Below are 12,065 nucleotides of genomic sequence, written 5' to 3'. Positions count from 1 at the left end.
GGTCATAAGGTTTCCTGTTTATGGCCGATCAAGGTCAACACGGCGTCGGCCGCCTGGTTCGAGGCATCACGGCGTAACGTGCGGTGAATATCGTCGAAACCACGGGTCTGCTCTTCGCCGCCGTCAATCAAGGGTAGTAGGGTTTGCGCAAGCGCTTCGGGCGTTGCATCGTCCTGCAACAACTCCGGGACCAGCAGGCGCTGGGCCAGCAGGTTGGGCAAGGAAATGTAAGGGCTCTTGACCATGCGCTTGAGGATCCAGAAGGTCAGTGGCGCCAGGCGATAGGCCACGACCATCGGCCGCTTGTACAGCAAGGCCTCAAGCGTGGCAGTGCCCGAGGCGATCAACACCGCATCGCAGGCTGCCAGGGCCAGGTGGGACTGGCCATCGAGCAGCGTCAACGGCAGGCTGCGACCTTCCAGCAGGGTTTCGATCTGGGCACGGCGTTGTGGGCTGGCACAGGGCAGTACAAAGCGGATCCCCGGCTTTTGCGCCTGGAGACGTTCGGCGGCATCAAAAAACAGCGCTCCCAAGCGCCCCACCTCACCGCCACGACTGCCTGGCATCAACGCAACCAAGGGGCCATCGGGCAAGCCCAGCTCGGCACGCGCAGCCGCACGATCAGCTTGCAAGGGAATGGCGTCAGCCAGGGTGTGGCCGACAAACCGCACCGGCACGCCCTTCTCTTCGTAGAACCGGGCTTCGAATGGCAGCAAGGTCAGCATCAGGTCGCAGCCTTCGCGGATTTTCAACACACGCTTCTGGCGCCACGCCCACACGGATGGGCTGACGTAATGCACGGTCTTGATCCCGGCCTGGCGCAACTTGAGTTCGATATTGAGCGTGAAGTCCGGCGCATCGATGCCGATAAAGACGTCAGGTTTTTCTTCGATCAGCGTCTTGATCAGCAGCTTGCGGCGAGCCAGCAGCTCACGCAGGCGCCCCAAGACTTCCACCAGCCCCATGACCGACAGGCGCTCCATGGGGAAGTAGGAGGTCAGGCCTTCGGCCTGCATCAACGGGCCACCGACCCCGATAAATTCCACCGCCGGATGCTGGGCCTTGAGCGCCCGCATCAAGCCGGCACCCAGGATATCGCCGGAAGCTTCACCGGCCACGAGCGCAATACGCAGAGTGGCCATGATCAGCGAGTGATGCCGCGAGTCGAGGTCTGGATGGAGTCACGGAACACCGCGACTTCCGAGAACTGCGTGGCAGGCTCGGCCAACTCGGCCAAGGCCTGTTCCACGGTCAACCCTTGGCGGTAAACCGTCTTGTAGGCACGGCGCAGGGCGTGGATGGCGTCTTCGCTGAAACCGCGACGACGCATGCCCTCGAAGTTCATGCTACGGGCTTCGGCAGGGTTGCCGAACACCGTCACGAACGCCGGGACATCCTTGCCGATGGCGGTGCCCATGCCGGAAAAGCTGTGGGCGCCGATGTGGCAGTATTGATGCACCAGGGTAAAACCGGAGAGGATCGCCCAGTCATCAACGTGCACATGGCCTGCCAACGCAGTGTTGTTGACCAGAATACAATGGTTGCCGATCACGCTGTCATGGCCGATGTGCGCATAGGCCATGACCAGATTGTGATCACCCAAGGTGGTTTCGGCGCGATCCTGCACGGTGCCGCGGTGAATGGTGACGCCTTCACGAATGATGTTGTGGTCACCGATGACCAGGCGTGTTTCTTCACCCTTGTACTTCATGTCCGGGGTGTCTTCGCCTACCGAGGAAAACTGGTAGATACGATTGTGTTTGCCAATTCGGGTGGGACCCTTGAGGATCACGTGCGGCCCGATGACAGTCCCCTCGCCGATTTCCACACCTGCGCCGACGATCGACCAAGGGCCGACCTCAACGTCGGCGGCCAGTACGGCCGACGGATCGATGATTGCGCGAGGGTCAATCAAACTCATAGTTTGCGTTCCGCACAGATGATCTCGGCAGAGCACACCGGCTTGCCATCTACCGAGGCCTGGCATTCAAACTTCCAGATCTGGCGTTTGCAACTGATGAACTTGGCTTCCAGGATCAACTGGTCACCCGGGGTGACCGGGTTGCGAAAACGCAGCTTGTCCGAACCCACGAAATAGTAAAGCGTGCCGTCGGCAGGCTTGAGGTCGAGCATTTTGAAACCAAGGATACCGGCAGCCTGGGCCATGGCTTCGATGATCAACACACCTGGCATGATTGGATGCGCAGGAAAGTGACCATTGAAGAATGGTTCGTTGATGCTGACATTCTTGTAGGCACGAATGCGCTTTTCCTCGACGTTGAGGTCCACTACGCGGTCCACCAGCAGGAACGGGTAACGGTGAGGCAGGTATTCGCGAATCTCGTTGATGTCCATCATTTCGGGGGGAAGCCTGTAATAAAGATTGGGGGCGGGCGCACCAGGCGCACGCCCCGCTAGCAAATCAAGGAGGCCGTCTAGCGGCCGCGCACACTTGATATGGAAATGGTATCAGCCTTCTGATGAAGCATTACCGCCAGGGGTCACGTCCCCGACACGCTTTTCAAGCTGTTTGATACGTCGTGCCATGTCGTCGATCTTCCTCAAACGCGCGGCACTCTTGCGCCATTCGGCCGCAGGTTGCATCGCGGTACCGGATGAATAGGCCCCTGGCTCTGTGATCGAGTGGGTCACCATGGTCATGCCGGTGATGAAGACGTTGTCGCAAATGTCGATATGCCCCACCAGCCCCACGCCACCGGCGAGCATGCAATGCTTGCCGATCTTGGTGCTGCCGGAAATACCCACGCAGGCGGCCATGGCGGTGTGATCGCCAATCTGTACGTTGTGAGCGATCTGGATCTGGTTATCGAGCTTCACACCGTTACCGATCACGGTATCGGCCAAGGCTCCGCGATCCACAGCAGTGTTCACACCGATCTCCACATCGTCGCCGATCAGTACGCCACCGACCTGGGCAATCTTGTGCCAGACACCTTTGGAGTTGGCAAAGCCAAAGCCTTCGCCGCCGATAACAGCACCGGACTGTATGACCACACGTTGACCAATACGCACATCGTGGTAGAGAGTCACGCGGGGGGCTAGCCAACCATCGGCACCAATTTCACAGCGTGCACCGATAAAGCAGTGGGCACCCACGGTGACACCAGCACCAATACGCGCCCCGCTCTCGATCACGGCAAACGCACCGATGCTGGCGGCAGGGTCAACCTGGGCATCCTCGGCGATCACGGCACACGGGTGAATACCGCCAGCCGCCTTCGGCTTGGGATCGAACAGGTGCGACGCCTTGGCGTACGACAGGTACGGGTCGGCCACCACCAGCGCATCCCCGGTAAACCCTTCGGCGTCAGCGGCCTTCAGCAACACGGCTGCGGCCTGGCAGTCGACCAGGTATTTACGGTATTGAGGATTTGCGAGGAAGCTCAACTGAGCTGGGCCAGCCTCCTGCAAGGTGGCTAGCCCAGTGATTTCTTTCTCCTTGGAGCCACGTAAGGTGGCCCCCAGGAACTCGGCCAACTCGCCGAGCTTGATAGTCGCTGTCATGGTTTACTTCAGCTGGTTCATGCGCTCGATCACCTGGCGGGTGATGTCGTATTGAGGCTTGACGTCGATCACGGCGCCACGCTCGAACACCAGGTCAAAGGCACCCTTCTTGATGACTTCTTCCACAGCGCTGTCCAATTTAGGCTTGAGCTGCTTGAGCATTTCGCGGTCGGCCACAGCCTTGGCTTCGTTCAGCTCCTTGGATTGGAACTGGTAGTCACGGGCCTTTTGCTTGAATTCAAGCTCCAGACGCTCGCGCTCGCCTTGCTGCATCTTGTCGCCACCGGCTACCAGGCGGTCCTGGATACCCTTGGCGCTGCTTTCCAGCGTCTTGAGTTTGGTCAGTTGCGGACCGAATTTCTTCTCGGCATCCACGGCATATCGCTTGGCCGCATCGGACTCCAGCAGGGCCATCTGATAGTTCAGGACCGCGATTTTCATTTCGGCGAAGGCCGGGGTGGTGACCAGCACAGTGGCCAGCAAGACCAATTGAGTCAACTTACGCACGATGTACTCCTACAGAATCCGTTGTCGTTATCTTAGGTCAGACGCTTAGAACGTCTGGCCGAGGGAGAATTGGAAAATCTGGGTTTCAGCGTTATCCGGTTTCTTGATCGGCATGGCCAGAGCAAAGCTCAACGGGCCCAGCGCAGTCACCCAGGTCACACCCACGCCCACGGAGCTCGCCAGGTTGCTGAGGCTTACGTCGTTGCACTGAGTGTTGGACTTCAAGCCACTTGGGTTCTTGATCTGTTCGCACTTGGAGTCGAACACGTTACCCACGTCCCAGAAGACCGAAGTACGCAGGGAACGCTGGTCCTTGACGAACGGCAGCGGGAACAGAATCTCCGCACCACCCTGGATCAACACGTTACCACCGAATGGCAGCGGGTCGTTGTCCGAGTCAGCGACAGTGCCCTGGTTACCAGTCCGGTCAACACCGCGGCTTGGCGTACCACGCGGACCCAAGGTGCTGTCCTTGAAACCGCGTACCGAATTGAAACCACCTGCATAGTAGTTTTCATAGAACGGCAAGCCATCGGTCGAACCATAACCGTCACCATAGCCCAGCTCTGTGTGCAGGCGCATGGTGTAGTTATCGCTCAACGGCTGGAACAACTGGCCGCGGTAGTCGAGCTTGAAGAACGACAGGTCGCTGCCCGGCGTGGTGACTTCCGCAGTCAGGCTCTGGGAGTGGCCGCGGGTTGCCAGTACGCCTTTGTTCAGGGTCGACTCGGACCAACCGGCAGACGCCTTGAAGTTCAGGAACTTGTCGCCTTCACGACGGGTGAAGTCGAAGATTTCGTCCACGGTGTACACACCGGTCTTGATCTCATCCTGCTGGGCGGTAAGGCCAAAGGTCAGGCGCGAGGTTTCGCTGATCGGGTAACCCACGTTGACACCAGCACCCAGGCTGTCGATCGCATAGCTTGCAACGTCAACATCGAGGTCTTTGTAGTCGGTGGTGCGGTAGAAGGCGTTGTAGCCCAGGCTCACACCGTCTGCAGTCCAGTAGGGGTCGGTGTAGCCGAAGTTGTATCGGCTCTGGTATTCGCTGCGGGTCAGGCCGATGGACACACGGTTACCGGTACCCAGGAAGTTGTTCTGCGTGATGGAACCACCCAGGATCAAACCGGCGCTCTGGGCGAAACCGACACTGGCAGTGATCGAACCCGAGGCTTGTTCTTCAACGGCGTAGTTCACGTCAACCTGGTCATCCACACCCGGTACGGCCGGGGTTTCGACGTTGACTTCCTTGAAGAAGCCCAGGCGCTCAAGACGGGTCTTGGATTGGTCGATCAGGTAGGTCGAAGCCCAGCCACCTTCCATCTGACGCATTTCACGACGCAGCACTTCGTCCGCAGACTTGGTGTTGCCTCGGAAGTTGATGCGGTTGACGTAGGCACGCTTGCCCGGATCGACGACGAAGGTGATGTCCACGGTGTGGTCTTCATCATTCGGGGTCGGCACGCCGTTGACGTTGGCGAAGGTATAGCCTTCGTTACCCAGGCGGCGGGTGATCAGCTCAGAGGTAGTGGTCATCAGCTTGCGCGAGAACACCTGGTCCTTCTGCACCAGCAACAGGGACTTGACCTGGTCTTCAGGCACTTTCAGGTCACCGCTGAGCTTGACGTCACGAACCTTGTACTTCTCACCTTCGTTGACGTTGACGGTAATGTAGACGTGCTTCTTGTCCGGGGTGATGGACACCTGGGTCGAAGCGATGTCCATGTTGATGTAGCCACGGTCCAGGTAGTAAGAGCGCAGGCGTTCCAGGTCACCGGAGAGTTTTTCACGGGCGTACTTGTCATCGTTCTTGAAGAACGACAACCAGTTGGTGGTCTTGAGTTCGAACAGGTCGACCAGGTCTTCATCAGGGAACTTGGTGTTGCCCACGACGTTGATGTGCTGGATGGCGGCCACGGTGCCTTCGTTGATGTTGACCTTCAGGCCCACACGGTTACGAGGCTGGGGGATCACTTCGGTTTCCACGGTCGCGGAGTAGCGGCCCTGGGCGACGTACTGGCGTTGCAACTCGTTACGCACACCCTCAAGGGTTGCGCGCTGGAAGATCTCGCCCTCGGCCAGGCCCGATTGCTTCAGGCCCTTCATCAGGTCTTCAGTGGAGATGGCCTTGTTACCTTCGATCGCGATACTCGCGACGGAAGGTCGCTCGACGACCGTGATGACCAGGACGTTACCTTCGCGACCCAGTTGGATATCTTGAAAGAACCCGGTTTTGAACAGCGCACGAGTGGATTCCACCAGGCGACGATCATCCGCCTGTTCCCCGACGTTCAACGGCAAGGCACCAAAGACGCTACCCGCGGAAACCCGCTGGAGGCCGTTGACGCGAATATCGGAGATGGTGAAGGACTCGGCGTGAACTTCGGCGATCATCAATACGGTGAGAACCGCAGTTAGCAGCAGACGTTTCATGAAGTCCTTTCTTATTCCAACTGGCAATAAACAAACTGCCGCAAAATGCGGCAGATTCGCAATTCAGCGAAGCGTTACAGACGTCCCAGATCGTTGACCAGGGCTAACAACATCACCCCGACCACCAAACTGATACCAATCTGTATCCCCCAACCCTGCACCCGATCCGACAAGGGGCGACCACGCACCCACTCGACCAGATAAAACAGCAGATGCCCCCCATCCAATACTGGAATGGGCAGCAAATTCAGAACCCCAAGGCTAATACTCAGATAAGCCAGGAAATTCAGGAAATCCGCGACACCCGACTGGGCAGAAGCGCCCGCCACTTTAGCAATGGTTATCGGTCCACTCAAGTTTTTTACCGAGAGCTCACCGAACAACATTTTCTTGAGGGATTCGAGGGTCAGCACGCTCATGGTCCAGGTGCGTTTCGCACCCTCGCCAATCGCGGCCAAAGGCCCGAAACTGACCTCTCGCACCATCGATGGCGGCCATTCGACACCTTTGACCCCGGCACCCAGGTATCCGCCGGCCGCCTTGGCTTCCCCTCGCACCGACAAGGTCACGGGGACGTCGATTTGAGCACCCTCGCGCTCAACCTTCAGCACAATTTTGGTATCAGGGCGCACACGCACCAGGTCGACCACCTGCTGCCAGTCACCCAGCGCCTGACCATCAAGGGCCAACAGGCGATCACCGGTTTTCAGGCCAGCAGCCTGGGCCGGCCCCTTTGGATCGAGTTCGGCCAGCACCGGCGGCAAGGCCGGACGCCAAGGGCGGATCCCCAGGGATTTGATCGGATCGGGCTCATCGGCGCCCTTGAGCCAATGGTCCAGCGCCAATGCCCGCGGGGTTTCGGCGCTGGAGTCCTGGTCACGCACCACCACATTGACGGTGCCGCTTTCACCCAGGCGACGCACCAACTGCAAATTGACCGCGCCCCACCCTGTGGTGGGTTCGCCATCAATCGATACAATTTCCTGCCCTGCCGTCAGGCCCGCCTTGGCCGCGATGCTGTCGGCTTCGACCGCGCCAATGACCGGGCGCACCTGCTGGCTGCCCAGCATGGCCAAAACCCAGAAGAACACCATCGCCAACAGGAAGTTGGCAATCGGCCCCGCCGCGACAATCGCGATACGCTGACGAACGGTCTTGCGATTGAAGGATTGGTCCAGTTGGTCTGCAGGCACTTCGCCTTCGCGCTCATCGAGCATCTTGACGTAGCCGCCCAACGGGATAGCAGCAATGACAAACTCAGTGCCGCGGCGATCATGCCAGCGCAACAACGGCATGCCGAAACCGACGGAAAAGCGCAATACCTTGACGCCGCAACGACGCGCCACCCAGAAGTGGCCGAATTCGTGGAAGGTCACCAACACACCCAGAGCAACCAGGGTGCCGACAATCATGTAGAGCGCACTCATCTAATTTCTCCGCATTTCAATCCAATGCCTGAAGACTCAAACCTGCCCGCGGCCTAACCCGCATTGCGATCCAACCAATGCCCGGCCAGGGCTCGGGCCTTGGTGTCGGCCTCAAACACCGCCTCCAGGTCATTCACTGCCACTACCGGCTCACGCGCCAGGACGTCCTCGATGATACTCGCGATCTGCGGAAAGCGGATGCGCCGTTCAAGAAACGCCGCCACGGCCACTTCGTTGGCCGCGTTAAGCATCGCCGGGGCGCTATTACCCGCCTCGGCCGCTTGCCGCGCCAGGCGCAAACAAGGGAAACGCTGCTCGTCCGGAGCTTCGAAGTCCAGGCGCGCAATTGCAAAAAGGTCCAACGGTGCTACGCCGGAATCAATCCGCTCAGGCCACGCCAAGGCGTTGGCGATCGGTGTGCGCATGTCCGGGTTACCCAACTGCGCCAACACCGAGCCATCCACGTAATCGACCAGGGAATGGATCACACTTTGTGGGTGAATGACCACCTCAACCTGGTCAGGCCGCGCATCGAACAGCCAGCATGCCTCGATCAACTCCAGGCCCTTGTTCATCATGCTCGCCGAATCCACGGAGATTTTGCGCCCCATGGACCAGTTCGGGTGAGCGCATGCCTGATCGGGAGACACATGGTCCAGCTCGGCCGACGGAGTCTGGCGGAATGGGCCACCCGATGCCGTCAGCAAAATCCGGCGCACGCCGACCTGGCTCAAGCCGCGGGCAAAATCACCGGGCATGCACTGGAAGATGGCGTTGTGCTCGCTGTCCAGAGGCAGCAGCACCGCGCCGCTCTTACGCACCGCCTGCATAAAGAGTGCGCCGGACATGACCAAGGCTTCTTTGTTGGCCAGCAGGATTTTCTTGCCAGCATCGACTGCCGCCAAGGTCGGGCGCAAACCGGCTGCACCGACAATCGCCGCCACGACGGTATCCACGTCCGCATCGGCCGAGACCTGGCACAACCCTGCCTCGCCGACCAATACCTGAGTAGCCAGCCCGGCAGCCCGCAGATCCTCCTGCAGATTACGAGCCGCAGCCGCCTCAGGCACCACGGCAAAGCGCGGCGAGTGACGCACGCACAAGGCCAGCAACTCGCGCAAACGCGTGAAGCCGGTCAGGGCGAAAACTTGATAGCGATCGGGGTGACGCGCTATGACGTCAAGGGTACTGAGCCCGACCGAGCCGGTCGCGCCCAGCACCGTAACCTGCTGCAGGCGGCTCACGAAGCGATCATCCACAACAGCACGGCAAAAATAGGCAGCGCAGCGGTGAGGCTGTCGATACGGTCAAGCACACCGCCATGGCCTGGCAGCAGGTTACTGCTGTCCTTGATGCCCGCCTGGCGTTTGAACATGCTCTCGGTAAGGTCGCCCACCACCGAGATGAAGACGACAATAGCCGTCCCCAGCAAGGCCAGAAGCACTTCCTTTACCGGCCAGTCACGCACCACACCGACCACCAAGGTGATCAGCAGCGTCAAGGCCAGGCCGCCGTATACGCCTTCCCAGCTCTTGCCGGGGCTTACGGCCGGGGCCAGCTTGCGTTTGCCAAAGGCTCTACCCGAGAAGTAGGCACCAATATCAGCACCCCATACCAACACCATTACAGCCAGGATCAATTCGTTGCCCAGCGGGTAACGCTTGATTTCCACCAGCCCTTGCCAGGCCGGCAACAGGATCGCCAGGCCGATCACCAGCTTGCAGGCCACGCTGGACCATTGGCCACTGGTGCGTGGATAGGTGAGTACCAGGAACGTCGCCAACGCCCACCACAACACTGCTGCTCCCAGCACCCAGGGCGCGATGTCCGGCAGGATGTACATGAAGAACAACAACAGCGCGACCACGGCGGCGTAGGCCACACGCGGCAACTGGTTGACGAAACCTGCCAGGCGCGCCCATTCCCACGCCCCAAGGGTCACGACCAAGCCGATGAACAGCGCAAAGCCGGAACCGTCGAGCAGGAAAAAACCGCACAAGGCAATCGGCAGCAGGATCAGCGCCGTGATGATTCGTTGTTTAAGCATTTAAACCCGGGCTCCAGCTTCGATCTGCTCGCTCGTTTTACCGAAACGACGCTGACGGGAAGCGAAATCGGCCAGTGCATTACGCATGGCATCGTGTTTGAAGTCCGGCCAGAACAGGTCGGAGAAGTACAGCTCGGTGTAGGCCAGCTGCCACAGCAGGAAATTGCTGATGCGATGCTCGCCACCGGTACGAATGCACAAGTCCGGCAACGGTAGGTCGCCGGTCACCAGGCAGGTTTGCAACAGTTCGGGCGTGATGTCGTCCGGGCGCAGATGGCCGGCCTGCACTTCGCGGGCCAGCCGCTGTGCAGCCTGGGCGATATCCCACTGGCCACCGTAGTTGGCTGCGATCTGCAGTACAAAACGGTTACTGCCGGCAGTGATGGCCTCGGCTTCGCGCATGGCCGTTTGCAGCTCCGGATGGAACCGCGAACGATCACCAATGATGCGCAGACTGATGTTGTTGTCATTGAGGCGCTTGGCCTCACGACGCAAGGCCTTGAAGAACAGGTCCATCAAGGCACTGACCTCATCGGCGGGCCGCTGCCAGTTCTCACTGGAGAACGCGAACAAGGTCAGCACTTCGACCTTGGCCTCGGCGCACACTTCAATCACCGCCCTTACCGCGTCAACACCCGCTTTATGCCCGGCAACACCCGGCATAAAGCGTTTTTTCGCCCAGCGATTATTCCCATCCATGATGATCGCGACATGGCGCGGCACCACGGAGGGCACAGTCTGCTTGGTCTTTTCCATGAAGGCGTCCTGACCCCTTATACGGCCATCAGGTCCTTTTCTTTTTCTTCGGTCGCCTTGGTAATCTGGGCTTCGGCGTCCTTGGTCAGCTTGTCGATATCAGCGACGGCACGGCGCTCTTCGTCTTCGCTGATTTCCTTATCCTTGACCAGTTTCTTCAGGTCGCCCAGCGCATCGCGGCGGATGTTACGCACGGCAACGCGCGCATCTTCAGCAGCACTGCGCGCCTGCTTGGTGAAGCCCTTTCGGGTTTCTTCGGTCAGGGCTGGCATGGAGATCAGCAGCAACTCGCCCAGGTTGGTCGGGTTGAGGTTCAGGCCGGCACTCTGGATAGCCTTGTCGACAGCCGCGAGCATGTTGCGCTCGAAGGCCACAACTTGCAGGGTGCGCGAATCCTTCACGGTCACGTTGGCTACACCGCTCAGCGGGGTGTCGGAACCGTAGTAAGGCACCATCACGCTGCCCAGGATGCTTGGGTGCGCCTTGCCAGTACGGATCTGGCCAAAGGCATGGCTCAAGGATTCCAGGGATTTCTGCATACGCGCCTGGGCGTCTTTCTTGATTTCGTTGATCATTGTTGGCCTTCCTCGATCAGAGTCCCTTCTGCGCCGCCGTGTACGATATTCAGCAGGGCGCCGGGCTTGTTCATGTTAAATACGCGCAGCGGCATCTTGTGGTCGCGGCACAGGCAGATAGCGGTCAGGTCCATGACACCCAGCTTGCGATCCAGTACTTCATCGTAGGTCAGATGATCGAACTTCTCGGCATGCGGGTCTTTGAATGGGTCTGCAGTGTAAACGCCATCCACCTTGGTCGCCTTCAACACCACGTCGGCATCGATTTCGATAGCACGCAGGCATGCGGCCGAGTCGGTGGTGAAGAACGGGTTACCTGTGCCAGCGGCAAAGATCACCACTTCCTTGGAGTTCAGGTGGCGCATGGCTTTGCGGCGATCATAATGATCGGTCACGCCAACCATGGAAATAGCCGACATCACGATGGCCGAGATATTGGCGCGCTCCAAGGCGTCGCGCATGGCCAGGGCGTTCATCACAGTGGCCAGCATGCCCATGTGGTCGCCGGTAACCCGGTCCATACCGGCAGCACTGAGTGCCGCACCGCGGAACAGGTTGCCACCACCAATCACCAGGCCGACCTGCACACCGATACCGACCAATTGGCCGACTTCCAGCGCCATGCGGTCAAGCACCTTGGGGTCGATCCCGAACTCTTCCGAGCCCATCAGGGCCTCGCCGCTGAGCTTGAGTAGAATGCGTTTATAGCGAGCCTGATAACCACTGCCCTGCTGAGCCATTGCGAATCTCTCCTGCGGCGTATTTTTTAAAAAATTCTTGGCGAGCCGTTTACGG

Annotated in this window: 12 protein-coding genes; all 12 read right to left on the bottom strand. The window is 59.4% G+C overall.

Annotated elements, in window-relative coordinates; translation table 11 throughout:
• Positions 1-2: 2 nt before the first annotated feature.
• The 12 genes from lpxB to pyrH all read right to left on the bottom strand — a co-directional run bounded on the left by lpxB (position 3) and on the right by pyrH (position 12,010).
• A complete protein-coding gene (gene lpxB, locus JMV15_RS02150; RefSeq protein WP_014717237.1) occupies positions 3-1,142 on the bottom strand; it encodes a lipid-A-disaccharide synthase in 1,140 nt (379 codons plus the stop codon).
• A gap of 2 nt (positions 1,143-1,144) precedes the next feature.
• On the bottom strand, positions 1,145-1,921 hold the full coding sequence (lpxA, locus tag JMV15_RS02145) for an acyl-ACP--UDP-N-acetylglucosamine O-acyltransferase (protein WP_014717236.1): 777 nt from the start codon (positions 1,919-1,921) through the stop codon (positions 1,145-1,147).
• Positions 1,918-2,358, bottom strand: a complete 441-nt coding sequence (gene fabZ, locus JMV15_RS02140) for a 3-hydroxyacyl-ACP dehydratase FabZ (protein ID WP_003172281.1) — start codon at positions 2,356-2,358, stop codon at positions 1,918-1,920. The genes lpxA and fabZ overlap by 4 nt, the downstream gene beginning before the upstream one ends.
• A 111-nt stretch (positions 2,359-2,469) precedes the next feature.
• Positions 2,470-3,525 carry a UDP-3-O-(3-hydroxymyristoyl)glucosamine N-acyltransferase gene (gene lpxD / locus JMV15_RS02135; RefSeq protein WP_201491245.1) on the bottom strand — a complete coding sequence of 352 codons (1,056 nt, stop codon included), beginning with the start codon at positions 3,523-3,525 and terminating at the stop codon, positions 2,470-2,472.
• Positions 3,526-3,528: 3 nt separating this feature from the next.
• Positions 3,529-4,032 carry an OmpH family outer membrane protein gene (locus tag JMV15_RS02130; RefSeq protein WP_003189173.1) on the bottom strand — a complete coding sequence of 168 codons (504 nt, stop codon included), beginning with the start codon at positions 4,030-4,032 and terminating at the stop codon, positions 3,529-3,531.
• Positions 4,033-4,077: 45 nt separating this feature from the next.
• Positions 4,078-6,465: an outer membrane protein assembly factor BamA gene (gene bamA / locus JMV15_RS02125; protein ID WP_014717234.1), complete on the bottom strand. Its 2,388-nt coding sequence runs from the start codon at positions 6,463-6,465 to the stop codon at positions 4,078-4,080.
• 74 nt (positions 6,466-6,539) lie between these two features.
• A complete protein-coding gene (gene rseP / locus JMV15_RS02120) occupies positions 6,540-7,892 on the bottom strand; it encodes a sigma E protease regulator RseP (RefSeq protein ID WP_014717233.1) in 1,353 nt (450 codons plus the stop codon).
• A gap of 53 nt (positions 7,893-7,945) precedes the next feature.
• On the bottom strand, positions 7,946-9,136 hold the full coding sequence (gene ispC, locus JMV15_RS02115) for a 1-deoxy-D-xylulose-5-phosphate reductoisomerase (protein ID WP_014717232.1): 1,191 nt from the start codon (positions 9,134-9,136) through the stop codon (positions 7,946-7,948).
• Positions 9,133-9,939 carry a phosphatidate cytidylyltransferase gene (locus JMV15_RS02110; protein ID WP_014717231.1) on the bottom strand — a complete coding sequence of 269 codons (807 nt, stop codon included), beginning with the start codon at positions 9,937-9,939 and terminating at the stop codon, positions 9,133-9,135. The genes ispC and JMV15_RS02110 overlap by 4 nt, the downstream gene beginning before the upstream one ends.
• Positions 9,940-10,695 carry a polyprenyl diphosphate synthase gene (uppS, locus tag JMV15_RS02105; protein WP_003189167.1) on the bottom strand — a complete coding sequence of 252 codons (756 nt, stop codon included), beginning with the start codon at positions 10,693-10,695 and terminating at the stop codon, positions 9,940-9,942.
• Between the two features lie 17 nt (positions 10,696-10,712).
• Positions 10,713-11,270, bottom strand: a complete 558-nt coding sequence (gene frr / locus JMV15_RS02100) for a ribosome recycling factor (RefSeq protein WP_003189163.1) — start codon at positions 11,268-11,270, stop codon at positions 10,713-10,715.
• On the bottom strand, positions 11,267-12,010 hold the full coding sequence (pyrH, locus tag JMV15_RS02095) for a UMP kinase (RefSeq protein WP_003189161.1): 744 nt from the start codon (positions 12,008-12,010) through the stop codon (positions 11,267-11,269). The genes frr and pyrH overlap by 4 nt, the downstream gene beginning before the upstream one ends.
• Positions 12,011-12,065 lie beyond the last annotated feature (55 nt).

Source organism: Pseudomonas paracarnis (assembly GCF_904063055.1).
Taxonomy (GTDB): domain Bacteria; phylum Pseudomonadota; class Gammaproteobacteria; order Pseudomonadales; family Pseudomonadaceae; genus Aquipseudomonas; species Aquipseudomonas paracarnis.
The sequence above is the reverse complement of the archived record's forward strand: the minus strand, read 5'-3'. Positions and strand labels throughout refer to the sequence as shown.